Annotated in this window: 25 protein-coding genes; 7 read left to right on the top strand and 18 right to left on the bottom strand. The window is 74.3% G+C overall.

Translation table 11 applies throughout. The features are described from left to right. Together AB6N24_RS15195 and AB6N24_RS15200 are read left to right on the top strand one after the other, a co-directional pair. On the top strand, positions 1-918 hold a 918-nt coding region (locus tag AB6N24_RS15195; RefSeq protein ID WP_412870227.1), incomplete at its 5' end, for a hemolysin family protein. Further along, complete coding sequence (locus tag AB6N24_RS15200) at positions 915-1,940, top strand: hemolysin family protein (RefSeq protein WP_412870228.1); 1,026 nt, start codon at positions 915-917, stop codon at positions 1,938-1,940. The genes AB6N24_RS15195 and AB6N24_RS15200, both read left to right, overlap by 4 nt. An 86-nt stretch (positions 1,941-2,026) precedes the next feature. On the opposite strand, the gene AB6N24_RS15205 is transcribed toward AB6N24_RS15200, so the two are convergent. The 4 genes from AB6N24_RS15205 to AB6N24_RS15220 all read right to left on the bottom strand — a co-directional run bounded on the left by AB6N24_RS15205 (position 2,027) and on the right by AB6N24_RS15220 (position 5,730). Further along, complete coding sequence (locus AB6N24_RS15205) at positions 2,027-3,589, bottom strand: M20/M25/M40 family metallo-hydrolase (RefSeq protein ID WP_412870229.1); 1,563 nt, start codon at positions 3,587-3,589, stop codon at positions 2,027-2,029. A gap of 149 nt (positions 3,590-3,738) precedes the next feature. Continuing rightward, positions 3,739-4,464, bottom strand: a complete 726-nt coding sequence (locus tag AB6N24_RS15210; RefSeq protein ID WP_412870230.1) for a phosphatase PAP2 family protein — start codon at positions 4,462-4,464, stop codon at positions 3,739-3,741. Further along, positions 4,461-5,204: a phosphatase PAP2 family protein gene (locus AB6N24_RS15215; RefSeq protein ID WP_412870231.1), complete on the bottom strand. Its 744-nt coding sequence runs from the start codon at positions 5,202-5,204 to the stop codon at positions 4,461-4,463. The genes AB6N24_RS15210 and AB6N24_RS15215 overlap by 4 nt, the downstream gene beginning before the upstream one ends. A 76-nt stretch (positions 5,205-5,280) precedes the next feature. Next, positions 5,281-5,730 carry a hypothetical protein gene (locus tag AB6N24_RS15220; protein WP_412870232.1) on the bottom strand — a complete coding sequence of 150 codons (450 nt, stop codon included), beginning with the start codon at positions 5,728-5,730 and terminating at the stop codon, positions 5,281-5,283. Between the two features lie 270 nt (positions 5,731-6,000). Here AB6N24_RS15220 and AB6N24_RS15225 point away from each other — a divergent pair, with 270 nt between their 5' ends. After that, positions 6,001-7,686 carry a glycosyl hydrolase family 18 protein gene (locus tag AB6N24_RS15225; RefSeq protein WP_412870233.1) on the top strand — a complete coding sequence of 562 codons (1,686 nt, stop codon included), beginning with the start codon at positions 6,001-6,003 and terminating at the stop codon, positions 7,684-7,686. 87 nt (positions 7,687-7,773) lie between these two features. On the opposite strand, the gene AB6N24_RS15230 is transcribed toward AB6N24_RS15225, so the two are convergent. Together AB6N24_RS15230 and AB6N24_RS15235 are read right to left on the bottom strand one after the other, a co-directional pair. After that, positions 7,774-8,244 carry a hypothetical protein gene (locus AB6N24_RS15230; protein ID WP_412870234.1) on the bottom strand — a complete coding sequence of 157 codons (471 nt, stop codon included), beginning with the start codon at positions 8,242-8,244 and terminating at the stop codon, positions 7,774-7,776. Positions 8,245-8,405: 161 nt separating this feature from the next. After that, positions 8,406-8,972 carry a PadR family transcriptional regulator gene (locus AB6N24_RS15235; RefSeq protein ID WP_412870235.1) on the bottom strand — a complete coding sequence of 189 codons (567 nt, stop codon included), beginning with the start codon at positions 8,970-8,972 and terminating at the stop codon, positions 8,406-8,408. A 188-nt stretch (positions 8,973-9,160) separates the two neighbouring features. Here AB6N24_RS15235 and AB6N24_RS15240 point away from each other — a divergent pair, with 188 nt between their 5' ends. After that, positions 9,161-11,431 carry a DUF6055 domain-containing protein gene (locus AB6N24_RS15240; RefSeq protein ID WP_412870236.1) on the top strand — a complete coding sequence of 757 codons (2,271 nt, stop codon included), beginning with the start codon at positions 9,161-9,163 and terminating at the stop codon, positions 11,429-11,431. A 131-nt stretch (positions 11,432-11,562) separates the two neighbouring features. Here the strand turns inward: AB6N24_RS15240 and AB6N24_RS15245 are convergent, their stop codons facing one another. Next, positions 11,563-12,375: a hypothetical protein gene (locus tag AB6N24_RS15245; protein WP_412870237.1), complete on the bottom strand. Its 813-nt coding sequence runs from the start codon at positions 12,373-12,375 to the stop codon at positions 11,563-11,565. A 250-nt stretch (positions 12,376-12,625) separates the two neighbouring features. Here AB6N24_RS15245 and AB6N24_RS15250 point away from each other — a divergent pair, with 250 nt between their 5' ends. Beyond that, the gene (locus AB6N24_RS15250) at positions 12,626-13,909 is read left to right on the top strand and encodes a sensor domain-containing phosphodiesterase (protein ID WP_412870238.1); all 1,284 of its coding nucleotides are present in this window, start codon (positions 12,626-12,628) and stop codon (positions 13,907-13,909) included. Positions 13,910-13,962: 53 nt separating this feature from the next. On the opposite strand, the gene AB6N24_RS15255 is transcribed toward AB6N24_RS15250, so the two are convergent. From AB6N24_RS15255 to AB6N24_RS15290, 8 genes are all read right to left on the bottom strand, one after another. Next, the gene (locus AB6N24_RS15255) at positions 13,963-14,736 is read right to left on the bottom strand and encodes an SDR family NAD(P)-dependent oxidoreductase (RefSeq protein ID WP_412870239.1); all 774 of its coding nucleotides are present in this window, start codon (positions 14,734-14,736) and stop codon (positions 13,963-13,965) included. A gap of 176 nt (positions 14,737-14,912) precedes the next feature. Further along, entirely contained in the window at positions 14,913-16,337 is a 1,425-nt protein-coding gene (locus tag AB6N24_RS15260) for a DUF1254 domain-containing protein (protein WP_412870240.1), read from the bottom strand. Between the two features lie 58 nt (positions 16,338-16,395). Next, positions 16,396-16,971, bottom strand: a complete 576-nt coding sequence (amaP, locus tag AB6N24_RS15265) for an alkaline shock response membrane anchor protein AmaP (protein WP_412870241.1) — start codon at positions 16,969-16,971, stop codon at positions 16,396-16,398. Next, positions 16,968-17,516 carry a DUF6286 domain-containing protein gene (locus AB6N24_RS15270; RefSeq protein WP_412870242.1) on the bottom strand — a complete coding sequence of 183 codons (549 nt, stop codon included), beginning with the start codon at positions 17,514-17,516 and terminating at the stop codon, positions 16,968-16,970. The genes amaP and AB6N24_RS15270 overlap by 4 nt, the downstream gene beginning before the upstream one ends. Continuing rightward, entirely contained in the window at positions 17,513-17,914 is a 402-nt protein-coding gene (locus AB6N24_RS15275) for an Asp23/Gls24 family envelope stress response protein (protein ID WP_412870243.1), read from the bottom strand. The genes AB6N24_RS15270 and AB6N24_RS15275 overlap by 4 nt, the downstream gene beginning before the upstream one ends. After that, entirely contained in the window at positions 17,911-18,096 is a 186-nt protein-coding gene (locus AB6N24_RS15280) for a hypothetical protein (RefSeq protein WP_412870244.1), read from the bottom strand. Before AB6N24_RS15280 ends, AB6N24_RS15275 begins: the two co-directional genes overlap by 4 nt. A gap of 300 nt (positions 18,097-18,396) precedes the next feature. Continuing rightward, positions 18,397-18,723: a hypothetical protein gene (locus AB6N24_RS15285; protein WP_412870245.1), complete on the bottom strand. Its 327-nt coding sequence runs from the start codon at positions 18,721-18,723 to the stop codon at positions 18,397-18,399. A gap of 32 nt (positions 18,724-18,755) precedes the next feature. Next, positions 18,756-19,220 carry an Asp23/Gls24 family envelope stress response protein gene (locus tag AB6N24_RS15290; protein ID WP_412870246.1) on the bottom strand — a complete coding sequence of 155 codons (465 nt, stop codon included), beginning with the start codon at positions 19,218-19,220 and terminating at the stop codon, positions 18,756-18,758. Positions 19,221-19,361: 141 nt separating this feature from the next. Between AB6N24_RS15290 and AB6N24_RS15295 the strand changes: the two genes are divergently transcribed. Together AB6N24_RS15295 and AB6N24_RS15300 are read left to right on the top strand one after the other, a co-directional pair. Continuing rightward, positions 19,362-19,913, top strand: a complete 552-nt coding sequence (locus AB6N24_RS15295) for an RNA polymerase sigma factor (protein ID WP_412870247.1) — start codon at positions 19,362-19,364, stop codon at positions 19,911-19,913. After that, positions 19,910-20,545: an Asp23/Gls24 family envelope stress response protein gene (locus tag AB6N24_RS15300; protein WP_412870248.1), complete on the top strand. Its 636-nt coding sequence runs from the start codon at positions 19,910-19,912 to the stop codon at positions 20,543-20,545. Before AB6N24_RS15295 ends, AB6N24_RS15300 begins: the two co-directional genes overlap by 4 nt. Before the next feature lie 81 nt (positions 20,546-20,626). Here the strand turns inward: AB6N24_RS15300 and AB6N24_RS15305 are convergent, their stop codons facing one another. From AB6N24_RS15305 to AB6N24_RS15315, 3 genes are all read right to left on the bottom strand, one after another. Further along, a complete protein-coding gene (locus tag AB6N24_RS15305) occupies positions 20,627-22,984 on the bottom strand; it encodes a sulfatase-like hydrolase/transferase (protein WP_412870249.1) in 2,358 nt (785 codons plus the stop codon). A 96-nt stretch (positions 22,985-23,080) separates the two neighbouring features. Next, positions 23,081-24,283, bottom strand: coding sequence for a glycoside hydrolase family 26 protein (locus AB6N24_RS15310; protein ID WP_412870250.1), 1,203 nt, complete (start codon positions 24,281-24,283; stop codon positions 23,081-23,083). After that, the coding region (locus AB6N24_RS15315) for an ice-binding family protein (protein ID WP_412870251.1) at positions 24,280-25,048 on the bottom strand (769 nt) is incomplete at its 5' end. The genes AB6N24_RS15310 and AB6N24_RS15315, both read right to left, overlap by 4 nt.

Raw genomic sequence — 25,048 nt, forward strand, 5'->3', positions numbered from 1 at the left:
CGGGTGTTCGACGCCGCGTCGAACCTCCTGCTGCGCGCGCTGCGCATCGAGCCGGTTCACGACGTCGAGCACTCCGCGACGGTGCGGGACCTCGAGCACATCGTCGAGGAGTCCCGCGACAGCGGTGACCTCCCGGCGGAGCTGTCGGTGCTCCTGGACCGGATCATCGACTTCCCGCGCCGCGACGTCGAGCACGCGATGATCCCCCGTGCCCACGTCGACGTCGTCGACGCCACCGAGACTCTGGCGGAGGTCCGTGCCCGGATGGCCACCGGTCACTCCCGGTACCCGGTCCTGACGGACGACGAGCAGGTCGTCGGCGTCGTGCACCTCGACGACGTGCTCGCCGGGGCCGAGGGGGACGAGACGCCCGCCTCGGGGTTCATGCGGTCCCCGCTGGTGCTCGCGGCGTCCATGACGCTGCCCGACGCGCTGCGTGAGCTGACCCGGTCGAGGAACCGGATGGCGTGCGTGATCGACGAGTACGGCGGCTTCGCCGGGGTGCTGACCCTGGAGGACCTCGCGGAAGAGCTCGTCGGGGAGATCACCGACGAGCACGACCCAGCGACCCCGACGCTCGCCCCGGTCGCGGACGACGGGATCTGGGTCATGGCCGGGGACGTGCACATCGACGAGGTCGAGCGCGCCGTCGGGCGCGACCTGCCGCGCGACGGCTACGAGACCATCGCCGGCCTGGTGATCGCCCACCGCGGGTCGCTGCCCGAGGCCGGTGACGTCGTGCACGTCGAGCTGCCCCCCGACCCCGCCGACCTGGCCCACGCCGACGAGCCGGCACCGGTGTGGATGCGCGTCGACGTGCTCGAGCTCGAGCGCCGCGTGCCTGCCCTCGTGCGTGTCACCGTCCCCGCCGAGCCCCCCGCCCCGACCGACGCGCACGCCGAGGAGACCGGACGATGAGCGACCCCTGGATCGTCACCGGCGTCACGGTCGCCCTGATCGCGCTGAGCGCCTTCTTCGTCGCCGTCGAGTTCGCGCTGCTCGCCGCCAAGCGGCACCGGCTCGAGGACGCCGCCCCCACCAGCCGGTCCGCACGCGCGGCGCTGCGCAGCTCGACCGAGCTGACCGTGCTGCTCGCCGGCTCCCAGCTCGGGATCACCGCGTGCACCCTGGCCCTCGGGGCGATCACCAAGCCGGCCGTGCACCACTGGCTCACGCCGGTCTTCGAGACCTGGGGTCTGGCGCTCTGGCTGGCCGACGCCGCCGGGTTCGTCCTGGCCCTGCTGGTCGTCACGTTCCTGCACCTCGTCGTCGGGGAGATGGCGCCCAAGTCCTGGGCCATCGCCCACCCGGAGACGTCCGCGACCGTGCTGGCGATCCCGATGCGCGCGTTCATGTGGGTCACCCGCCCGCTGCTCGTCGCCCTGAACGACGTCGCCAACCGGTGCCTGGTCATGGTGGGCGTCGAGCCCGCCGCCCAGGTCGCCGCCGGGCAGAACCCCGACGACCTGCGTCACCTCCTCGAGCACTCCGCGAACGTGGGGGCGCTCGAGCCGGCGTACTTCGCCCAGCTCTCCGGCGCCCTCGAGCTCCAGGACCTGACCGTCCAGGACCTGCTCGGCGCCGGCTCGCGGCCGACGGCCGTGCCGGTCACTGCGACCGCCGCGGACGTCCAGGAGGCCACCCGGACCTCCGGCCACCTGCGCGTCCTCGTCGGCGGTCCCGGTTCGGCGCAGGGGGTCGTCCACGTGCGCGACACCCTCGTCGAGCCCGCCGACCGGCCCGTGCGCGAGCTGATGCGGCCCGTGCTCCCGCTCGAGGCGGGCACGCCCGTGTACGCCGCGCTGACGTCGATGCGCGAGACCCGCAGCCACCTCGCCGTGGTGGTCGAGGGCGACGGGACCCTGCGCGGGGTGATCACCCTCGCCGACGTCCTCGCCCGGCTGTTCCCGCGGACGCCGGCCACGCCGGCCGGGGCCTGAGCCCGCACCCGGGGACCCCGGGAACACGGCAGGGCCGACGGGTCGGAACCCGTCGGCCCTGCTGGTCGTGCGGTCCGAGCGACGCGTCAGGCGGCGCGCTCCCAGCCCTCCTGCGTCCCCTGCGGCGCGAGCGTGCCGCCGTGACGGCCCTTGCCCGGGTGGCCCGGGTGGCCGGGGTAGCCGTGGCCGGTGCCCGGGCCGGAGACGCCGTTGATCGCCGACGTGTCCTGCGCGAGCGAGTACGTCGCGTAGGCGATCGCCTTGGTCATGATCCCGAGCGCCGTGGTGTCGACGTTCGTGATGTCGTCCTCGGGCGTGTGGTAGTTCGGGTCCTGCTGGATGCCCTCGGTGCCGCCGAACAGCGCGACCTCCTCGGCGGTCTTGATGTCGTCGGCGCCGGTGAACAGCCCCGAGGCCGGGATGCCGTTGACGATGAACGCCTGGTAGTCGGACCGGCCGGAGAACTCGGTGTCGACCCAGGCCTGCCCGATGCTGTCGAAGTAGTCCGTGAAGACGTCCTCGGTCTCGATCGAGCCGGCCGGGACCTCGACGGGCGCCTCGTACGTCGACTCGTCGGCGTCGTACACGCCGATGACGTAGTTCGGCGAGCCGACCATGTCGAAGTTGAGGTACGTCGCGATGCGGTCGAGCTCGCCCTCCTGCGTCGCGAGCTCCTCGACGTACTCCGTCGAGCCGATGAGCCCGAGCTCCTCGGCGCCCCACCACGCGAACCGCACCGTGTTGTTGTGCTTCTTCGACTTGGCGAGCTGGACCGCGACCTCGAGCAGCGCCGCGGAGCCGGTGCCGTTGTCGTTGATGCCGGGGCCGTCCTCGACGCTGTCGAGGTGCGCGCCGAGCATCACGACGTTGTCGTCGCGCCCGCGCTGGGTCTCGGCGAGCACGTTGAAGCTCTCGGCCTCCTCGACGTGGCTGCGGATGTCGAGCGTGACGTTGACCGGGTAGCTGGTCGCGAGGTCCTCGAGCAGGGCCTGGCCGGTCTCGAGCGTCGTACCGGCGGACGGGATCGTGACGCCGCTGTCCTCGCCGAGCGTGCCGAACAGCTCCGTCTCGGCGACGTTGTTGTAGATGACGATCCCGACCGCGCCGGCCTCCTGCGCGACGAGCGCCTTCACGCCGAACGGGCAGGTGCCGCGGCTCACGAGCGCGATCTTGCCGGCGGGGTCGACGCCCTCCCAGGCGGCGGCGTCGCAGCCGAGCGGGTCGGCGGTCGGCGCGGACAGGTCCGCCGTCAGCCCGGTGTCGGGCGTGCTCGACGAGAACTCCATCTGGTCGACGACGAAGCTCGCCGCCTCGGGCGTGTTCTGCAGCAGGACCTCGGCGTCGACCACGTCGAGGTCGAACGTGAAGTAGTCGCGCTCCGTCTTGTACCCGGCCCGCTTGAGGGTGCGCTCGACGTACTGGGCGCTCGCCTCGTACCCGGGGGTCAGGGCGGCGCGGTTGCCGTCGTTGCGGTCGGCGACGTACTGCAGGGCCTGCAGGTGGCGCATGACCGCCTTCGTGGTGACCTTCTCCGCGAAGCGTTCGGGGGTGTTCGGGTTGCCGTGCGCCGAGGCGGGTGCCGCGATCGCGCCGCCGACGAGCAGGGCGCTGGCCGCTGTGAGCGCGGCGAGGGTACGACGTGCTGTCACGGGTGGGACCTCCAGAGGAGTTCGGCGAGCCCGGGTCTGCTGACCCCGCGGTTCGTCCGAGGAGGAAGCCGCGTCGGCGCGGTTCACAACGTACGCACAGGTATTCCCGGGAGGGAAGGGGACGAATCGACTCCGGCCCCCGTGGGCGGTCAGCGCGAGGCGACCGCGCGGCTGGCGCGGCCCGGGGACGTCCGGCGCTCGCGCCGGCGCAGGTAGTGCCACGCGAGGCCGGCACAGACGACGCCGTTGAGGATCCCGACGAGCACGTCCGTCAGGTGGTGCATGCCGCGGTAGAGCCGCGCGTACGCGACGAGCACGGGCACGAGCAGGCAGACCGCGGTCGCGAGCCACCGCAGCGTCGGGTCGGTGATCCGGCGGCTGAGCAGCGCGAGCGTGAGGTAGAACGCGGTCGACGCCCCGACGTGACCGCTGGGGAAGCTCGACGTCGGGGGAGCCTCGTCGAGCTTCTCGACCGACGGGCGCTCGCGGCCGACGACCGCGGCGGCGGTGACGAACACCGCCGCCTGCACGGACACCGCGATCCCGGGGACGACGGCGAGCCACCACTCCTTGGTGCGCCACCACACCAGTGCGATCACGAGCAGGCACGTCGTGATGATGAACAGGGTCGCTCCGATGTTCGACCAGAGCGCGGTGAGCTGGTCCATCACCGGGGTGCGGTCCGCGGCGAGCTCCGCGTTGAGCGTGTCCTCGGCGGGCAGGTCGTCGAGCGGCCCCCGGATGAGCGTCCCGAGCCCGACGATGACCGCCCACAGCCCGACGGCGGGGGCGAGGGCGCGGCGGGCGAGGTCGCCCCCGGCGCTGCTCAGGGTCGGTCGCGACGTGTCCTGCGCGTACCGGTGGACGAAGCTCACGGGTGGGCCTGCCTGTCGTCGGGGGTGGGCGGGGCGTCCTGCTGGGGGAGGTGCGGGGCGCGGCCGACGTAGCCGAGGTAGGAGGCGCCGACCATCGCGGTGCCGAACAGCACCCCCGCGACGACGTCGGACGGGTAGTGCACGCCGAGCAGCACGCGGTCGGCGGCGGTGAGGATGACGAGCGCGGCGGCGACGGCGGGGACCACGACGCGCCCGCGGGGGCCGAGCAGCGGCCAGACGAGCAGCGTCACGGTGAGGCCGGCCGCCGCGGTGTTCGTGGCGTGGCCGGACGGGAAGCTGAAGCCGTCCGCGTGCGTCACGGCGTCCTCGACGACGGGCCGGGCGCGGGCCACGACCTGCTTCATGACCTGCGCGAGCCCCCAGGCGACGAGCAGCGTGACGAACGCCCACGTCGCGCGCGTGCGCAGGCCGTGCCGTCGCCAGGCCCACAGGCACAGGAGCGCGACGAGGGGGTTGACCCACACGCCGCGGAACGCCTCCTGCCACGCGAGCAGCACGCTGCGCAGCCCGGGGTTCTCCCGGGTCAGGTCCGTCGCCGCGGCGATCACGGCCTCGTCGAACGCGACGACGGGTGAGGACTCGGTGCGCACGACGAACGCGAGCGCGGCGACGGGCAGCCCGAGCGCCGCCGCGAAGCCCGCGGCGCGCAGCAGGCGGTGCGTGCGGCCGGGGTGGTGCGGGGCCTCGGCGTCGCGGGCGTCCGTGCGGCGCGAGGTCATCCGCGAAAGGTAGAGGTCCGGAGCCCTGCGCGCGCGTCGAGAGCGGGGCCACCCGTCCCCGAGGGCCGGTCCGAGGTCAGGCGGGGGCCTGGCGCAGCTCCTCGGCGAGCCGGCGCAGGTCGGCGTCGAGCGTGTCGAGCGCGCGACCGAACGCGTCGGCCGCGTCCTCGCGCGCTGCCTGCAGCGCCTCGCTCGCGTCCTCGACCGACGCGACGGCCTCGTCGCGCACGGCCTGGTCGTCGCTCTCCCGCGCGGTCTCGGCCTCGTCGAGCGCGGACTGCGCCTGCTCGAGCGCGGCCTCCGCCTCGGCGCGGGCGTCCGCCTCGGCGTCGTCGAGCCCGGCGCTCAGGTCGTCGATCTGGTCCTGGACGCCCGCGAGGTCGACGACGTCCTCGCCGAGGTCCTCGGGCGCGAGCGTCTCGGGTCCGGAGCGCTCGGCAACGGGGTCGGCGCTCTCGTCCGCGGCGGTGCAGCCGGTCAGGACGAGGGCCCCGGCGAGGGACAGCGTGACGATGGTCGAGCGCATGGGCGACCCCTTCGATCGGTGCTGGTGCGCCCAGTCTGGCGACGCCGGCAGGTCCGCGCGCGTCGAGGGGTGGATCGGCCCGCCACCCGGACGAGTGGTCCTGCGGAGCCGTGCCGGGCGCGGGTGGGCGCGCACGCGAATGCCGCACGACCGGTCTGTAAGTCAACCGTTGACCGGGTGAACAGCCGACGGCTACTGTCGGAATCGATCCATTAGTACACCATCCTTACATATCAGGCCGAGAGGCCGAGAGGACAGGGGACTGGAACGATGGGCTTCACTCACCGCGCCGCCGCGGGGCACAGATCGCTCGCACCGCACCACCAGACGGCCCTCGCTGCGCCCCGCACGCGCGTCGCCGTCGCGCTGGCCGCCCTGGCCGGCCTGCTCGTCACCTTCGTCGCGGCCCTCCCGGCCGCGCCCGCCAACGCCGCCGGGTCCTTCACCGCGACCTTCACGTCCGCGGGCGACTGGGGCACCGGCCACCAGGTCAACGTCAAGGTCACCAACAGCAGCACCGCCGCTGCCCCGTTCACCGTCGAGTTCGACCTCCCGGCCGGCACGACGATCAGCAGCTCGTGGGACGCCGACGTCACGCGCAACGGCAACCGCTACACCGCGAAGTCGAAGAGCTGGGCCGGCGCCCTCGCGCCCGGTGCCTCCCTCACGTGGGGCTACGTCGCGACCGGCGGGCACAAGGCCCCCACCGCGTGCACCGTCAACGGCGCGACGTGCACCGGCGGGACGGTGACGCCCCCGCCGGCGACGCCCACGCCCACGCCGACCACCACGACCACCCCGAAGCCGACCCCCACGACGACGACCCCGCCGCCCGGCCCGGCCGGCAAGAAGGTCGTCGGCTACTTCACCGAGTGGGGCGTCTACGGCCGCAACTACCACGTGAAGAACATCCAGACGAGCGGCTCGGCCGACAAGCTGACCCACATCGTCTACGCGTTCGGCAACACGACCGGCGGGCGCTGCTCGATCGGTGACTCCTACGCCGACTACGACAAGGCCTACACCGCGGCCGACAGCGTCGACGGCGTCGCCGACACGTGGGACCAGCCGCTGCGCGGCAACTTCAACCAGCTCCGCAAGCTCAAGGCCATGCACCCGGGCCTCAAGGTCGTCTGGTCGTTCGGCGGCTGGACCTGGTCCGGCGGCTTCACGCAGGCCGCGCAGAACCCCGCCGCGTTCGCGGAGTCCTGCTACAACCTGGTCGAGGACCCGCGCTGGGCCGACGTGTTCGACGGCATCGACGTCGACTGGGAGTACCCCAACGCGTGCGGCCTCACCTGCGACACGAGCGGCCCGCAGGCGTTCGACAAGGTCGTCAGCGCGCTGCGCACCAAGTTCGGCAACGGCGCCCTCGTGACGGCGGCGATCACGGCCGACGGCAGCAACGGCGGCAAGATCGACGCGACGGACTACGCGACGGCCACGCAGAAGCTCGACTGGCTCATGCCGATGACGTACGACTACTTCGGGGCGTTCAACCCGACGGGTCCGACGGCGCCGCACTCGCCGCTGACGTCCTACGCGGGCATCCCGCAGCAGGGCTTCAACTCCGAGGCCGCCGTCGACAAGCTCATCGGCAAGGGCATCCCGGCCAGCAAGCTCCTGCTCGGCGTCGGCTTCTACGGCCGCGGCTGGACCGGCGTCTCGCAGGCGACGCCCGGTGGCTCGGCGACCGGTGCCGCGCCCGGCACCTACGAGGCCGGCATCGAGGACTACAAGGTCCTCAAGAACCGCTGCCCCGCGACGGGCACGGTCGGCGGCACGGCGTACGCCAAGTGCGGCAGCGAGTGGTGGAGCTACGACACCCCGCAGACGCTCGCGAGCAAGATGTCGTGGGCCAAGAGCAAGGGCCTCGGCGGCACCTTCTTCTGGGAGCTGTCGGGTGACACCGCGAACGGCGAGCTGATCAGCGCGCTGTCCAACGGGCTGCGGTAGTCGGTCCCGCTCGGCGCCGGGGGCTCGGCAGCTGGTTCCCCCACCAGCTGCCGGGCCCTCGGTCTTGTGCGCGTCCGGCCGGGGCGGTCAGCGCGGCGCGGCGTCCTGCGGTCCGCGGCGGGCGAGCAGGACGCACAGCACGAGCAGGACGACGACGAACGGCGCCCAGCCGTACCGCTCCCAGGGGCTCGACGAGGCGGCGTTCATGACCGCGCCGAGCCCGAGCAGCCCGACGAGCGCGCGGACACCGGTGCGACCGACGCGGGCAGGGAGCGCCACGCCGACACCGCCGCGTGCGAGCACCACGAGCGCCGCGAGCAGCCAGACGACGGCCGAGACGCTGCTCGCGACGCGGAGCTCGTCGGGCAGGCGGCCCGGGTGGGCCCCGCTCCAGGCGGCGGCGCCGAGCGGGGCTCCGGCGGCGAGGGCGACCTGGAACGCGGTCACGAGCGCGAAGCCCGACGCTGCCGCGACCGCGAGGCGACGGTCGCGAGGTCGTGCGGTCGACGGGTCGGCGCCCGTGGCGGTGCGGGTGGCGGAGCCGGTGGTCGTGGGCATCGGGGCTCCCGAGGTGTGCGTGGGTGGGTGCGGACGGGGCCGACGCGTGGTGCGGGGACGGGCGTGGTCGGCGAGGGAGGTGCCGCGCGGGGATGCGCGGTGCGGTGCGGGTCGTGCCCGGCCCGGGAGGTGCACGCGAACCGGCGGTGCGGGGCGCGTGCTCAGTCGTCGGAGGGCGCCGTCCCGACCTCTCGCGCGGTGAGCGCATCCAGGGTCGTGAGCGCCTCGTCGGCCCAGGCGAGCGTCGCGCGGGCCGCGTGCTCGCCCGCCGTGATCGTGAGCAGCCAGTACGGGCTGTCCTCGGCGTGCTCGACGTGGTCGTGGTCGGCGCGGGCGGCGGCGAGGGCCGTGAGCTGCTGCTCCGCCCGGTCGCGGGCGTCGCGCACCAGGGCGGCGCACGCCTCGGGGCCGAGCGTCCGCCCGAAGAACAGCCGGAGCAGGACGCCGTTGCGCGGTGCGCCGGGCTGCGGGGGCTCGGCGAGCAGCGCGCGCAGCGCGGTGCGGCCCGCGGGCGTGAGCGCGAACGCCGACGAGCCCGTCCGCGCCCCACCCCGCCGCTCGACGAGGCTGTCGCGCTCGAGCTCGGCGAGCGTGGGGTAGATCTGCCCGAAGCTCTCGCTCCAGAAGTGCCCGAGCGTCTCCCGGATGGCCTCACGGACCGCGTAGCCCGTCATGGGCTCGATGCTCAGGGCGCCGAGGACGGCGGTGCGGGTCTGGCTGCTGCGCACGGGTCTCCTTGTCTCTGGGAGATATGTCTAACAGATATACGCCTCGACCGACAGGGCCGCGCGCACACCGACCCCGGGGGGCGCCCGCTTCTGCGCGCGTGAGAATCTTGTAACGATTCATTCCCTGGCGGGTCGCTCGTGCGCCGTGTCAGCGTCTCCGGGCCTGGGCCCCCGACCACGGAGATGACATGACGTCCGTCCGACCCGCCCGACCCTCGAGACCGGCGGCCGTGCTGCTCGCGCTCGCGCTGCTGCTCGCGCCGTTCCTCGCGGCCCTCCCCGCCACTCCCGCGCACGCCGCGGACAAGACCGTCTGGATCCCCGAGCGCTGGCGCACCACCGGCGAGGTCGCGTGGGCCGACAACCGGAAGGCCGAGTCGGAGAACTTCGTCGTGCTCTGGGGGGAGCACGCCGGGACGACGCCGACGACGGCACCGGCGCAGTACCGGTTCGACCCCGCGCAGGTCCTGCGCGAGCTCGAGGACGCGTACGCGTTCTTCGTCGACGAGATGCGGTTCACGCCCGAGACCGGGCTCCTCGCCCAGCACAAGATCATCGTCATCATCACGACGACGTGGTCGAGCAACCCCGGGCTCGACGCCTGGGCGACCGGCGGCTCGACCGACGGCCGCGTCGGCGTCATCAACCTCGCGCCCGGCGCCGCGCAGCCCGGCTCGTGGGGGCTCGTGCACGAGCTCGCGCACGTGATGCAGAACTACACGTTCCTCGGCCGCTCGGGCGTCGGGTTCACGCACCCGTCGGCGGGCACGTTCTGGGAGGCCAGCGCCGAGTTCATGGCGATGCAGGCCCTGCCCGGCGTCGCTGCGGGCGACCTGACGCGGTTCGTGCGCACCGAGAACCTGCCGTACTCGTCGAGCCGGCACCACTACGGCGCGTGGATGCTGCTCCAGACCATCAAGGAGCGCCGCGGCCTCGCGTTCTTCAACCGGATCTGGAACGAGGCGCGCAGCACCGAGCACCCGCTCGAGACGTACCGCCGCATCGCGGGCCTCACGCAGGACCAGCTGAACGCCGAGATCGCGCAGTACGCGATGCGCAACGTGACGTTCGACCACGCCAACAAGGCCGACGTCCAGCCGCACCTGAACCGCCTCTACCCGTTCGTCGTCCCGCAGAGCGTCGTGCAGCTCGAGGCCGTCGACGCCGCGCAGCAGCACTTCGCGGTGCCCGACGGGATCGCCCCCGGCGCGTTCGGCTACACCAAGATCCGGCTCGTCCCGTCGGCGCCCGGCGCGCTCGTGCGCGTGCACCTCAAGGGCCACGTCGACCCGGCGGCCGGCTCGGGGTGGAGCTACGGGTTCGTCGGCGTGACGAACGGCGTCGCGCGGTACGGCCCGGTCACGCAGGGCACCGACACCGAGGCGTCGTTCCAGACGCGTGCGGGCGAGCAGGTGTACCTCGTCGTCGCCGGGACGCCGAGCGCCGTGCCGAAGCACGGGTTCCTCGACGGCTACCCCGAGAACCACCGCTACCCGTTCGAGGTGCGGCTCGACGGCGCCCTGCCGTCGGGGCACGAGCCCGGGTTCACGCGGGGCACGGCGCCCGGCGGCGGTCGCTGGCACCCCAACGGCGGCGGCTGGGTCGACGCGCGCGCGACGGTCGCTCCGACCGCCTACGTCGGGCCGAACGCCGCGGTCTACGGCCGCGCGACCGTGAGCGGCAACGCCCGCATCGAGGGCCTCGCGTGGGTCAACGACGGCGCGACGGTCAGCGGCAGCGCGGTCGTGAAGGACTCGGCGCTGATCCAGGGCGGGGTCAGCATCGGCGGGACGGCGGTCGTCGGCGGCGACGCCGAGCCGACCGGGACGTGCACCTCGGGCACCTACCTCATGTTCGACCCGGACCGGCGCTGCGACGGCGGCCCGGGGGAGCGGGACGTGAACCGCCCGCACGGGCGCTTCCCGAGCGCGGAGCTCGCGATCACGGGGGCGACGACGCCGCCGGCCCCGACACCGACGGCCACGCCCACCCCGGTGCCGACCGCGACCGCGACCCCGGCACCGACGGCGACCCCACGCCCGACGTCGACCCCCACCGCGACCCCGCGCCCGACGGCCACGCCCACCGCGACCCCGCGCCCGACGGCCACGCCCACCGCGACCCCGCGCCCGGGGAGCACACCGGCGCCGACGAGCCCGACGACCCCGGGCCGCACGTGCTCCGCGTCCTACGTCGTGACCAGCACCTGGGCGGGCGGCTTCGTCACGTCGGTGCGCGTCACGGCCGGTACCCAGGCGATCGAGGGCTGGACGGTCACGGTCGACCTCCCGTCGGGCGGCGTCGTGCACAGCTGGAGCACGCAGGTGCTGACCGAGCGCCCGCTGACGCTCGGCCCCGCGGCGTGGAACGCGCGCCTCGCGGCGGGCAGTGCGGTCGACGTCGGGTTCCAGGGCACGGGTGGGTCGGCGGCGACGACCGTGACCTGCACGGCGCGCTGACGCACGGCCGGTCGCGGCCCGGGCGCCCGGGTCGCGACCGGCACCGTCGGGCCAGGACGGCGGCGACCGGCCGGCCCGGACGGCCGGGACCTCGCGTCGGCTCCCCTCGGCCGCACGTCAGGCGTCGTGGCTCAGATCCGGCACTGACCGATGCGGCTGCCCTCGGGCTGGGCGAGGTGCAGCCCGGTGATCCCGCGCGGCCCGGTGTTGCCGAAGCACACGAGGTCGCCGTCGATCTCGAGCGGCCCGAGGTCGACCGAGTGCGGGTTGTCCTCGAGCACGACGGACCCGTGCACCTGCGACCGGCAGCGCAGCGTGCCCTCGACGCCGAGGCGTGCGTAGTCCGTGAGACCCGTGACGTGCAGGTTCCCGGCGACCGAGACCCGGCAGACGAGCACGTCACCGTTGCCGACCGACTCGAACGAGTCGAGGAACGTCGTGTCGTGGACGACGAGCCTCCCGCCGCGCGCGATCACGTCCCGGGTCACGGTGCTGGACTGCAGGCGCACGAGCGTGCTCGTCGCCACGTCGTACCCACCGTCGATGCGTGCGTACCGGAGGCTCACCGTGTCCGCGGAGCCCACGACGTCGCCCCGCACGGTGAGCGTCTCGGCCGAGAAGGCGTAGGGCGTCCCGGACGGGCGGAGGTCGACGGACCCGCGGACCGCCGACGCGACGAGGCTCGTGTCGCCCGCGACCGCGAGCGACCGCTCCACGACGAGGCGCTCGGCGGTCAGCGAGACGCCGGGGGAGACCTCGACCCAGCCCTTGACGTGCACGTCGGTCAGGTCGCAGTCCACGTCGACCCAGAAGTCCGTGAGGATCACCGTGTCCGTGATCCTGCCGTCGACCGCGAGCTCGCTGCACGTCTCGATCCACGGCGGGGCGGCCGCTGCGGGTGGCGCCAGGACCCCCGCGAGCACGACCGCGGCGGCGGCCGCCACCCATGCGCTGGCTGCACGACGAATTCCACTGTCCACGGTTGCCCCCCGAGCTCGAGTCGTCCCCCGATGGTGCGACCCGGCGGCGCCCGCGCGCGAGGCTGCGGCGGGACGGACACCCGTTCGGCCCAGAGGGCGCTCGCCGCCGCACGGCGTCCCGTCGGGCGTCATCGCCGGCCCGACGGCTCACGACTCCCGCCCGCCCGCCGATGAGCACCCCGGGCGACGTGCGCCCACGACGGGAGCCGGTGGCATGGGCAGGACGCGGTCGGAGGCCGAGCAGCAGGTGGCCGAGCTGCTGCGCACCGCCAAGGAGGCGATCGGCCTCAGCGTCGCGTTCCTCACGCGCATGGACGGCGAGACCCAGCACCTCGAGGTCGTCGACTCCTCGATCCCGTTCCTGTTCCCCGAGGGCGCGAGGCTGAAGCAGGAGACGACGTTCTGCCAGCACATCCTCGACGGCCGGCTGCCCGCGGTCATCCCGGACGTGCGCGCGCACCCGCTCGCGATGACGCTTCCCGCGGCGAAGTTCCCGCGGCTGCGCAGCTACGTCTCGGTGCCCGTGACGCTGAGCGACGGGAGCTTCTACGGCACGTTCTGCGCGGCGGGCCTCACGACCGACAAGGGGCTCACCGTCCGCGACAAGGCGCTGCTCGGGGTGCTGGCGTCCGCGGCCGCGGTCATCATCGAGCCCGGGGTCGTCGAGCGGGGTCGGCGCGACGAGATCACCGCGCGGATCGGGCCCGTGCTCGACGGCGCGGGGCCGACGGTCCTGCTCCAGCCGATCGTCGACCTGGCGTCGGGCCGCCGCGTGGGCGCCGAGGCGCTCAGCCGGTTCCCCGCCGAGTGGGGGCTGACGCCCGACGTCGTGTTCGAGCAGGCGCACAGCGTCGACCTCGGGCACCGGCTCGAGCTGCAGGCGCTCGAGCTCGCGGCGGCGCACCTCGACGCGGTCGGCGGGTACGTCGCGATGAACGTCTCGCCGCAGACCCTCGTGACGCCCGGGTGCGCGGAGCTGCTCGCGCGGCTGCCGGCACCGCGCGTGCTGCTCGAGCTGTCGGAGCACGACCCGGTCGACGACTACGACACCCTGCGCCGGGTCCTGGCGGGTCCGCGCGCCGCCGGGATGCGCCTCGCGATCGACGACGTCGGCGCGGGCTTCTCCTCGCTGCGGCACATCGTGCTGTGCGCCCCGGACGTCATCAAGCTCGACCGCAGCATCGTCGACGGGGTGTCCGCCGACCCGGTGCTGTCGACGCTCGTCGGCGCGCTCGTCGACTTCGCGCACGGCAACGGCACGACCGTCGTCGCCGAGGGGGTCGAGACGTCCGCGGACGTCGACACCCTGCGCGGCCTGCACGTGGACCTCGCGCAGGGCTGGTACTTCGGGCGGCCCGGCCCGGCGGACGCGCTCGCACCGGTCGAGACCTCGGTGCCCGACGCCGCGCCGGGGCTCCCGACGCAGCGCACCGGGAGCCCGGCGGTGGGGCCGACGGCGCCGGTCGCGGCCGCCGTCCCGGGCGACGTCCTGCGCTGAGCCGCGCCCGCGGTGCCCGCGCCCGCTCGCGCGGGGAAGTGCCGACCGTCGCCTCAGCGCGGCAGCGCGACCCCGGTGAGCTCTGCGAGGCGGGCCAGCAGACCCTCCTGCAGCTCGACGTCCGACGCCTCGGGGTTGGCGACCTGGATCTCGTGGCGCTTGACGTACTCCCCGGTGACCCGTGCGGCGTCGTCGTCGGACGTCGCGAGCCACACCTGCGTCGCGGCGCCCTCGTCGACCTCGTCCCAGGCGTCCGGGCCACCGAGCTTCGTCTTGATCCAGCCCGGGTCGACCGTCGTGACGAGCACGTCCGGCCACAGGCGCGCGACCGCGAACGCGAGCGTCACGTCGAGCAGCTTGGAGTCCGAGTACGCCTGCATCCCGTCCCACGGGCGGGCCTCGAACTGCAGGTCGTCGAGGTGCGTGCGGCCCTGCGACTCGAGCCCCGACGTCAGGTAGACGAGCCGCTGCGGCCGCGGCATGAGCGCCGTGAGCAGGTACGGGGCGACGGTGTTGACGTGGAAGATCCGCTCGAGGCCGTCCGCGGTGACGGTGCGCTCGGGCACGCCGCCGCCGATGCCGGCGTTGTGGATCACGGCGTCGAACGGCCCGGCGGCGGTCGCGGCCTCGGCGAGCGCACGCGTCTCGGCGAGCGAGGCCAGGTCGCCGACGACGACGTCGGCCAGGCGCGGCTCGGCGGCGCGCAGCTCGGCGGCCCGCTCGGCGTTGCGGGCGTGGCCGACGACGTCGTGCCCTGCGGCGAGGAGCTGGCGGGCGGTCTCGAGGCCGATGCCGTCGCTCGAGCCGGTGACGAGGATGCGGGACACGGGGACTCCTTCGGGCCGGTGGACGCCCATCGTCGCGCACGCCGCGCCGCCGGTCGAATCGATCCGAGAGCGACGGGGACCTTCCCGGTCCCTTCGGCGCGGTGATGCCCCGGGACCCCGTCCCGGTCCGGCGCCCGTGGCGCGGCTCGCCGGCACCCGGTGGGCTCGGTGGCGCGTCAGCGTGCGCGGTGGATCGCGGGCACCTCGTAGGTCCCGTCGATCACGTCCTGCCCGGGGGTGTACATGCGCAGGATCGGGCGGAACGGCCCGGCGGGCGCGGGCAGCCAGTTCACCGGCGCGTCGGGACGGTCGTGGCTCATCACGATCGTGACGCCGCCGTCGGGGTCGGTGATCAGCCCGGGGGTGCGGTCCCCGACCGAGTACCGGCCGATCGGGTTCTCGACCAGGAAGTAGCTCGGGACGTCGTACATCGTCAGCGACCAGAACGCGCCGACCGGTGGGGTGGGTGACAGGCGCAGCGTGCAGGCGTTCGCACCGTCGAGCTGCTCCCCGTCGGCGTCGACGTAGACCATGAAGTAGGCCGCCTCGTACCCGTGGTTGCCCCACAGGCCGCCGAAAGCGGCAGCCGCCCGCTCCGGGATGCGTACCCGGGGGTCGGTCAGCTTCCACCGGGGGTCGTCCAGGGTCCCGACCTCGAAGAAGTCGAGGTTGTAGTCGAAGGCGTGCAGCGTCAGGTGCCAGCCGTTGACCTGCGGGCTGGGGCCCGAGCGCAGCGCCTCGCCGAGTGCGGCCTGCCCGGCGGCGTACCCCTGCACGAGCACCGCACGAGCGACGTCGTCCAGGTCACCGACCGTCGTGGCGGTCGTCAGTCCCAGCACGGCGAAGCTCTCCTGGAGAGCGGCGTCCCGTTCCGCCGGCGGGAACGCCTGCGACCAGGCCCGGTACCGCTCCCAGAAGTCGAGCGCCTCGTCGCCGGTGGACGTCGTCTGCGGCAGGCCTCCGGCGACGGCGTCCGGGTCGCCGACGGGGGTGAGCGTCGTGGCGTCCTGCAGCGCGTGCACGGCCGGCAGGTCGTCCGGCCCGGCGACCGCCCAGCGTCCGACGATCGACGCGACCCGGGTCGGGAAGCGGATCACCGTCGCCGCGCCGTCCTGCTCGCCGTCCCACCCGGGAGGGACCAGCAGGAACCGACCGGCGCCCGTCCCGGTGGCGCGCTTGCCGACGTAGGCGAAGTTGTTCGTCCAGGCGTCCACGAGCTGCAGCACGTAGTACCGGTCGTCGGTGTCCGGCACGGTCAGCAGCACCGGGCCCACGCCGAGGTCGATCTGGGCCATCGAGTAGACGGTGTCGTTGTTGATCGTCACGAACGTGTCCGCCGGTCCGGCGAGTTCACGCGCGTGACCGAAGGTGTTGTACGCCGCCGCCGGGACCGACCCGATGCCCGTCGTCGCGTACCGCTGCACCTGGTCGAGGTTGAACACCAGCGGGAACCCGTACAGGTACGCCGTCGTCGCCAGCTCTGCGAGCCGCCCGTCCGCCATGAAGCCTCCCCCTGTCAGGACCACGTGCCCGAGCGCGGCCCCGCCGGGAGCCGCCGCGTGGTCCGGCGCGGCGAGCTGTCCCGCAGCGCTTCCGGCCACGAACGTGCACCGCACGCGCGCGCACCGGCTCACCCGTATCGGACGAGCCGGCGCCCGGTCACTGCAGCGCGCGGGTCGAGGACCGGGCACGCCCGGGGTGGAGCTCGATGTCGACGGGCAGGTCGGCGCCGGCGGCCCGGCGCAGGTCGGGGACGAGCCGGGTCTCGAGCTCGGCGCGGACGTCGGCGATGTCGGCGTGCTCGGTGAGGTCGACGGCGAGGTGGAGACGTTCCCCGTGCTGGTCGTGCAGGCGGGCGTTGGCCCGGTGGACCCCGCGGACGGCGGTCGCGGCGTCCTCCACGGCCGCGGTCAGGGCGCCGGTGTGCAGGGTGGTGATGCCGTCGCGGGGGTCGGTGGTGAGGTCCAGGCGGCTCACGGTGCTGGTGCGCAGCTGCACGAGGAGCCACCGCAGCGCGAGCAGCGCGATCACGAGGCAGACCGCGGCGGCGGCCCACCAGAACCAGGGGGTTTCGGCGGCGAACGCCCGGACGGTTCCGGGCACGACCGGGGAGTCGACGAGGCCGGTGCCGAAGCCGCCCAGGCTCAGGGCCAGGCCGGCGGCCCCGGCGGCGAGGAGCAGGAGCCCGAGCAGGGCGAGCACCCCGCGGTTGATGCGGTCGACGCCGGTGCTCATCGGGTCTCCTTGCGGGTCACGGCGACGCGGGGACGGACCTGGTCGAGGCCGAGCTGCGCGAGGCGGTCGCCGATGACGCCGGCGACGTCACGCGGCAGGTCGTCCTGCCCCCGGGTGGCGGTCCGCACCCGGACGTCGGCGCGGCGGCGGGTGAGCCGGACCCGGGCGGCACTGACGCCGCTGGTGCGGCGGGCGGCCGCGGTCAGCCAGGCCTCGGTGCCGCGTCGGGAGGCCCGCACCCGCACGCCGGGGGGCGTCTGCCCGGGTCGCGGCGGCAGGACGAGCGTGCCGGGCCGACCTCGGCGCAGGGCCAGGACGAGGAGCACGAGGCCGAGGACGGCGAGGGAGGCGAGGGCGGCGCGGACGGCGCCGGTGACCCACGTCTGCTCCGTGAGCCAGGCGCTCCAGTCCTCGTGGGGCACCAGCCAGGGCGGGCGGCCGAGCAGGGCGAGGACGATCTCGACGGCTCCGACCAGCCCGGCCAGCAGCAGGGCGAGGGCCAGGATCGTCGACACGACGCGCAGGACGACGGGCACGGTGCTCACCGGACCCGGGGTCGGGAGGCGGTCGGCACGGACAGGCTCACGACGTCGAGGTCGATGTGGTCCACCCGCACGTCGGTGATGCGCTGCACCTCGTCGCGGATGGCGCGTCGGGCCTGCTCGGCGACGTCGCGCACGGACTCGGGCCACCGCACCGCGAGCGTCGCCTCGATCGTCGCGGTGCTGCCCCGGACGTCGGCGCGCACGCGGGCCTCGTCGTCGGCGTCGGCCTGGCCCACCGTGAACCCCAGCATCTTGCGCGGGGCGGCGGCCGCGGCGTCGACCGAGACGACGGCGTAGGCGGCGACCCGCTCGACGACCCGGTCGCTGACCGTCAGCGTGCCGCGCTCCTCGGCCGCGGCGAGGCCCGGTGCCGCGGGAGCCGCGTGCGTGATCGTCATCGGGGACCGCGGCCGGCGCCGCCGAGGTACGGGGTGAGGTCGATCTGCCCGGCGACGACCTTGCCGATGACGAACCCGACCACGCCCAGGACGGCGGTGCCGACGAAGGCGTCGAACCCGCCGATCACCCAGGCGAGGCCGAGGAGCAGTCCGGTGAACAGGCCCACGATGGTGGGGGGCATGACTACCTCCGAGAAGTGAGGGACGAGGTCGGGCACGTCAGTGCACGCGCGGTGCGCGGGTGCGGCGTCGTCGCCGCTCCCGCCACCACGCCACGAGGCCCCGCAGCCCGCGCGGGCGGCGTACGACGACGGGCCGCGAGCTGTGGTCGGCCGGGGAGAGGGCCGCGAGCCGGTGGACCAGCTCGGCCGGGTCGCCGCCGAGATCCGGGTGGTGCGCGCGCAGCACCGCGCGGCGCTCCCGGCGTGCGGCGGCGTCCGCACGTGAGCGCCCGGGTCGTGCAGCCGGCGGCGGCATCGCGGTCACACCCCCGCGGCTGCCGGCGAGGCCGGGTCCGGGGCGGGGGCCGCGACGAGGTCGACGACGTCCTCGACGTGCAGGTGCACCGCCCGCCCCCGCGCGTGGGGCGCGAGCGCCGCCCTGACCTGCGCGTCCAGGGTCCGGACCGGCACGCCCAGGCGCGCGACGACCGAGACCTCGACCGCGTCCGGGCCGATCCGCACCCCCTCCACCCGCCGGCCGGGCAGGTAGGTCGCGACCAGCCCACCGCCGGCTCGCAGGCCGACCACGGCGGGGCAGGCCAGGACCGCGGCGGCGACGGCGTCCGCCTCGGTGCCGGCGACCGCCACGACGGCACGGCCGGGGGGAGGGGTGGGGTGGGTCACTGGACTCGCGCCGGCTCCGGGGCATCCTGCGCGTCGTCGGTGGGCAGGTGGATGTCGTTCACCGAGACGTTGACCTCGGTGACCTGGAGCCCGGTCATGCCCTCGACGGTGTCGATGACGTTGCGGCGCACCGCCCGGGCGACGTCGGCGATGGAGACGCCGTACTCGGTGACCATGTCCAGGTCGATCGCGGCCTGGGTCTCCCCGACCTCGACCGCCACGCCCTGCCCGGTCGACTGCGAGGCGCCCGGGATGCGCTCGCGCAGCGACCCGAGCGCGCGGGCGGTCCCGCCGCCGAGCGCGTGCACGCCGGCGACCTCACGGGCCGCCAGCCCGGCGATCTTCTGCACGACGCCGTCGGCGATCGTCGTGCGCCCCTGCGGTGTCTGCAGGCCTTCCGGTGCGGCGAGCGCGCCACCGCGGCTCGTCGTCACGCTTGATGCGCTGGTAGGGGTGCTCATGTCACGGGTCTCCCTCGGGTCGGCAGCTCGGCCACCCCGCCGAGCACCGGTACGGCACCCTGGCTACGGTGACCTTCATCCCTTAGACACCGGTTCGCCCGAAGGGTTACAGACGATGTGGTCGTGGCCGGGAGTGTCCGCGTGAGCACGCCCGACGCCGACGCGGGCTGGCAGGCCGCCCTCCTCGCGCAGGCCAGGGCGGGGGACGACAGCGCGTTCGAGGTCCTGGTCCGCCTGCACCAGGACCGCGCCTTCGCCGTCGCGCTGCGCATGACCGGGGATCCCCTGGACGCCCAGGACGTCGTGCAGGACGCCCTGCTGCAGGCGTGGCGGTCCCTCGGCGGCTTCCGCGGTGAGGCCGGGTTCGGGACCTGGCTCGTCCGGATCGTGATCAACCGGTGCCACAACCTGCGTCGCGGCGCGAAGCCCACGACGCCGCTGCTCGACCGCGACCCGGTCAGCGGCGGGCCCGGCCCGGATACGGTGGTGCAGGCCGAGCACCGGCGACTGGCCACCACGGCGGCGCTGCAGGCCCTGCCGTTCGACCTGCGTGCCGCGCTCGTGCTGTACACGTTCGGGTCGTCGACCCACGCCGAGGTCGGGCGCGTCCTCGGGATCAGCGAGACAGCCGCGAAGGTCCGCGTCCACCGCGCACGACGCGCGCTGACCGACCGCCTGCAGGAGTGGAGGTGAGGACCACGGACGACCCGCGCCTGCCCTGCGGTGCCCGCTACGACGACCTGCTCGCCCAGGTCGCCGACCGCACGCCACCCCCCGACCCCCGCCACCAGGCGACCTGCCCCCACTGCCGCGCCGCCCTCGCCGATCTCGCGGCCACCTGGGAGCCGCTGCACGAGCTGGCCGCCGAGGACGTCCGCGCCCCGGACTCGGTCCTGACCGCCGTCATGACGCACATCCGCGAGCTCGCGCGCCACACCTGGTACGCGGACGTCCCGGCCGAGCACGGGCACACCCGCATCGGGGCCCGGGTCATCGGCGCCGTCGCACGTCTGGCGGCCGAGGAGCTCCCCGGCGTCGCGCTCGCTCTGGGCCACGGCCACGGCCACGCCCGCGCGCGCGCCGACCAGGCCACGATCGCCGGCCCCGCGGGCGAGTCCGCGACCGACGTCGGTGTCGCCGGCTCCCACGTCGTCATCGACATCCACGTCGCCGTCGAGCTCGGCACCCCCATCCCCACCACCGCCGCCCGCCTGCGCGCCCACATCGCCCGGACCGTCGCCGCCCACCTCGGCCTGACCGCCGTCGAGGTCAACATCACGGTCGCGGACGTCCTCTACGCCGGGTCCTCCGGCCGCCGAGGTTGACCGGGCGATGGGCCCGGCGGACGGCGGGGTGCCCGGTGATCGCGACGGGAGGGCTCGTCGCGGCGTCCTCCGTCGGTCGGGTCACTGCTGGGCGAGGAGCCGGCGGATCGTCGCCTCGTCATCGGCGACGAGCTCGCCGGACAGGTCCACGGTGACCTTGTGCAGCGTGCCGGTGAAGGTGAACGGCGGCGTGTAGTCGGCGGCCGGGGCGCCGTAGTCGTACCCGCAGCTGAGCCCCTCGATCTCGAAGAACAGCGGCGTGGTGTGGGGGAACTCGGTGGCGGCGACCAGGGTGCCGTCCACGTAGAGCTCGCCGCGCCCCGGGACGCCCTTCCCGCTCGGGATGTCCGGCTTGCCGGTGGGCTCGAACTCGAACCGGACGGCGTGCCTGCCCGGCGGCAGCGGGTCCGGGCCGACGACCTCGAACCGGTCCAGCCCCACGTAGTTGTACGAGAACCGCGGCCGTCCGTCGAGCACGTAGAAGGCGTAGCCGCCCGCCTCCCCGCCCTGCGCGAGGAGGACCCCCTCGACGCCGCCGGCGGGCACCTCGACCTCCGCCTCGATGCTGTACGGGCGGTTGAAGATCGGTGGTGTCGCGAACGGGGGCACGATCGCGCCACCGGGGTAGTAGACGTACTGCTTCCGCGGTCGCCCGATCTGGGGTCGCTCGGCGGCGAGGCGCTGCTGCACCGTCCCGTCGAGCGGGAGCACCTTGTACTTGCCGGCCTCCGACCACCACAGCGTGATGAGCTCGCGCAGCCTGTCGGGGTGCTCGGCCGCGACGTCGACGGTCTCGGCGGGGTCGTCGGCGACGTGGTACAGCTCCCACCCGGTCGTCTCGAGGAGGTCGAGGTCGCGCCGCGTGATGGGGTCGGCGAACTTGCGCCCCTGCTCCGCCGCCTCGGCGAACGACGGACCGGGCCAGGCGCAGACCGCGCGCCAGCCGTCGTAGTCGATCGCCCGCTCGCCGAACATCTCGAAGTACTGGACGTGGTGCTTCGTCTCGGCGGCAGCGTCGTCGAAGGTGTGGGCGAAGCTCACGCCCTCCAGCGGTGACTGCACGACCCCGCGGACCGTGGCGGGCGGCGTCAGCCCGATCGCGTCGAGCACCGTGGGCGCCAGGTCGATGGCGTGGGCGTACTGGTGCCGCACCTCGCCGCGGGCGGCGATCCGGGCCGGCCACGCCACGACGAACGGGTCCGTCGCCCCGCCGCGGTACACCTCGCGCTTCCACCGGCGGAACGGGGTGTTCCCGGCCCAGGTCCAGCCCCACGGGTAGTGGTTGTAGGCCTTCGTGCCACCGAGCTCGTCGATGCGCGACAGGTTCTCGTCCAGGCTCTCCGGGACCATGTTGAAGAAGAGCATCTCGTTGAACGACCCGGTCGCACCGCCCTCGGCGGAGGCACCGTTGTCCGAGGTCACCATGATCAGGGTGTCGTCGAGCACCCCGAGCTTCTCCAGCGTGTCCAGCAGCCGGCCGAGCTGGGCGTCGAAGTGCGACAGGAACGCGGCGAAGACCTCCATCATCCGGGCGTAGAGCCGCTGCTGGTCGGCCGTGAGCGACGACCACTCCGGCACGTCCGGGTCGTGGCGCGAGAGCTGGGCGTCCTGGGGGAAGAGGCCGAGCTCCTTCTGCCGGGCGAACACCTGCTCCCGGTAGGCGTCCCAGCCCTCGTCGAACCGGCCGGCGTACCGCTCGATCCACTCCTTCGGGGCGTGGTGCGGCGCGTGCGCGGCACCCGGGGCGAAGTAGGTGAAGAACGGCTTGTCCGGGGCGTTGACGTGCGCGTCCTGGATGAGCTTGATGGCCTGGTCGGCCAGGTCCTCGCTCAGGTGGTAGCCCTCGTCCGGGGTGCGCGTCACGCGGATCGAGCCGTTGTCCTGGTTGAGGTCGGGGTACCACTGGTTCGTCTCCCCGCCGAGGAAGCCGTAGAAGCGTTCGAAGCCCCGGCCGAGCGGCCAGCGGTGGAACGGTCCGGCGGCGGTGTTGTCCTCGGAGGGCGACAGGTGCCACTTGCCGACGCAGAAGGTGTTGTAGCCGACCTCCAGCAGGTGCTCCGACAGCATCCCGTTCTCGAAGGGCATCCGGCCGTCGTACCCGGGGTAGCCGGTGGCGATCTCCATGATCGCCGCGACACCGCTCGAGTGGTGGTTGCGGCCCGTCAGGATGCAGGCACGGCTGGGCGAGCAGAGCGCGGTCGTGTGCATGTTCGCGTACCGCAGCCCCGACGCGGCGACCCGGTCGATGCTGGGCGTCTCCACCAGCCCGCCGAAGCAGCTCAGCTGTCCGTAGCCGACGTCGTCCAGCACCACGATCAGGACGTTCGGTGACCCCTCCGGTGCCCGGCGTGGAGCCGGCCACGCCGTGGACGACTCCTCCACCGTGCGCCCGATCCTGCCCGGGAACGCCGATCCCGCGTCGTACTCCACCACACCCATGCCGGCCTCCAGCCCCGAGGTGAACTGGAGGCCACGATCCTTGGCACCGGTCCGGGTCACCTCACGCGCAGGGGATGACCTCGCGCGCGCACCCCGTCAGGGCTCGGTCGTCGCGGTCGCTCCCACGGGGACGCACGGCCTCGGCTCGTCCGCGAAGACGAGCGCCTCGGGCAGGTCGGCCACGAACGCGTCGCGCAGCGCCGGATGACCGGCGGCCGTCCAGTCGACGTGCGCGCCGATCTCCGTCTCGTGCTTGTCCCACTCGAACCAGTTCACCATCTTCAGCTGCGGGAACCGTGTCGCGACGTCGGGCGCGAGGACCTGGTGCCACCACGCCCGCTTGACCGCGAGGCCCTGCGCCCAGGGCAGCACGTCGTCGGTCACGACGAGCGCGGCCGTCTCCGGGATGGCCACGGGCTTGCCGTGCTCGACGCCGTAGACCTGGTAGAAGTCCGGCGCCGACGTCTCGTCGCCGGCCAGGCCGTCGTAGGTGCCGGTGAGCTGCGCGGCGAACTTGCCGGGCTCCGGCATCTCCGTCTCGCCCCACGGCGGCGCGGACCCCCAGTGGTAGAGCGACATCCCGACCCAGTCCACGACGTCGTCCCCCGGGTAGTACGGGGCGTAGGCGTCGTCGGCGGCCGTCACGGTGCCGTCGCCGTCCGTGTCGAGCAGCGCGGTGCCGGGCGCCCCCGGCTGGGCGGCGAACGCCCCGCCCACGAACGGGTAGCCGCCCGCATAGTTGGGCGCCCACATCGTGGCCGTCCCGGGCGCACGCTCGTCGAGCGCGGCCGCGACGTCCCGGAAGGCGCGCACGTACGCCTCGGGCTGCTGGCCCCACGCGTACCAGGAGCCGTTCATCTCGTGCCCGAACCGCACGATCACGGGGACCCCGGACTCGTTGAACGACGCGAGCAGGTCCGCGAGGCGGTCGACGACGTCCGGGGTGACGGCGGCGAGCCCCTGGTCGGGCTCGAGCGTGAGCAGCAGCATGCCGCCCTCCGCGCGCACCTGGTCGGCGGCCCACGTGACGTTCTGCACGTCGGCGTCGTCGAGCGGCACGGACGTGAACGACACCACCACCGCGGGGCGGCGCCCGAGGTCGCGCGTGTAGTCGGCGAGGCTCTGCGCGTCCCAGTCGAGGTTCACGCCGAACAGGACGCCCTGCTCGGGGGCGAGGTCCGCGGCCGGCCGGACGGTGCACACGGGCACCTCGGGGGTGCGGTCCTGCGGCGCGCACGCGCCCAGCACCCCGACGGCGCCCGCGGCGAGGGCGGCGGTCAGGCCCCGCGCGCGCCTCATCGCGGCACCGTGATGTCGGTGCGGAGCAGGCTGACGTACCCGCCGAGCGAGATCGCCCGGCCGGTGAGCGTCGTGTCGCGCTCGATCGTCACGTTCCCCTGCGCGACGTACGTGCCGGCGCCCGTGCTGCCCGTGAGCAGGTTCACGGTGCCGGGCGTGACCCAGTAGACGTTCGCGGCGGACGCGCCGCCCGTGAGCCGGACGGTGCTGCCCGCGCGGGCGGTGATGCTGTCGGCGGCGAGGACGAACACGGCGCTGGGGTCTCCTTGGGCGTCGAGGGTGAGGGTCCCGCTGACGGCGAGGCTGCCGGTCCTCCGGTGCGTGCCGGGCCGGAGCGTGCCGGTCAGGACGGCGGCCGGGGTCGCGGTGGTGGGCCGCCGGTTGGCCGCCGTCCAGAGCGAGGTGGCGTCGGCCTTGGCGTTGCGGGCGGCGCTGTTCGCGACGTCCGTGCTGGTGCCCCACGGGAAGCCGGTGACGAAGATCCCGGGGCTCGTGGCGATGCTGCCGGTGATGGTGACCTGGCTGCTCGGGCCGGTGTTCATCACCGAGCTCGACCCGATGAGCGCGTACGGCGCGGCGCGGCCGACCGTCAGCGGGGCGGGGATCGCGGCGGCCCACGTGGACGTCATCGAGGTCCGGGCGGTGAACGCGGCGGCGGCGGGCTCGGGCGGTGCGACGGCGGAGCCCACGGCGACCGCGAGCGCCACGACGGCCAGCGTCGCGCGGCGGGCCGGGGAGGCGGAGGCCAGGAGCAGTCGGGTCACG

It is taken from the genome of Cellulomonas jepli (assembly GCF_047229345.1).
Classification (GTDB): domain Bacteria; phylum Actinomycetota; class Actinomycetes; order Actinomycetales; family Cellulomonadaceae; genus Cellulomonas_A.

Excerpts from the sequence above, each read along its gene's own strand:
- amaP (WP_412870241.1), bottom strand. The coding sequence starts at position 16,971 with ATGAGCACCGGCGTCGACCGCATCAACCGCGGGGTGCTCGCCCTGCTC.
- AB6N24_RS15225 (WP_412870233.1), top strand. The coding sequence starts at position 6,001 with ATGGGCTTCACTCACCGCGCCGCCGCGGGGCACAGATCGCTCGCACCG.
- AB6N24_RS15310 (WP_412870250.1), bottom strand. The coding sequence starts at position 24,283 with ATGAGGCGCGCGCGGGGCCTGACCGCCGCCCTCGCCGCGGGCGCCGTC.
- AB6N24_RS15290 (WP_412870246.1), bottom strand. The coding sequence starts at position 19,220 with ATGAGCACCCCTACCAGCGCATCAAGCGTGACGACGAGCCGCGGTGGC.
- AB6N24_RS15275 (WP_412870243.1), bottom strand. The coding sequence starts at position 17,914 with ATGACGATCACGCACGCGGCTCCCGCGGCACCGGGCCTCGCCGCGGCC.
- AB6N24_RS15240 (WP_412870236.1), top strand. The coding sequence starts at position 9,161 with ATGACGTCCGTCCGACCCGCCCGACCCTCGAGACCGGCGGCCGTGCTG.
- AB6N24_RS15280 (WP_412870244.1), bottom strand. The coding sequence starts at position 18,096 with ATGCCCCCCACCATCGTGGGCCTGTTCACCGGACTGCTCCTCGGCCTC.
- AB6N24_RS15305 (WP_412870249.1), bottom strand. The coding sequence starts at position 22,984 with ATGGGTGTGGTGGAGTACGACGCGGGATCGGCGTTCCCGGGCAGGATC.
- AB6N24_RS15250 (WP_412870238.1), top strand. The coding sequence starts at position 12,626 with ATGGGCAGGACGCGGTCGGAGGCCGAGCAGCAGGTGGCCGAGCTGCTG.
- AB6N24_RS15220 (WP_412870232.1), bottom strand. The coding sequence starts at position 5,730 with ATGCGCTCGACCATCGTCACGCTGTCCCTCGCCGGGGCCCTCGTCCTG.
- AB6N24_RS15215 (WP_412870231.1), bottom strand. The coding sequence starts at position 5,204 with ATGACCTCGCGCCGCACGGACGCCCGCGACGCCGAGGCCCCGCACCAC.
- AB6N24_RS15200 (WP_412870228.1), top strand. The coding sequence starts at position 915 with ATGAGCGACCCCTGGATCGTCACCGGCGTCACGGTCGCCCTGATCGCG.
- AB6N24_RS15230 (WP_412870234.1), bottom strand. The coding sequence starts at position 8,244 with ATGCCCACGACCACCGGCTCCGCCACCCGCACCGCCACGGGCGCCGAC.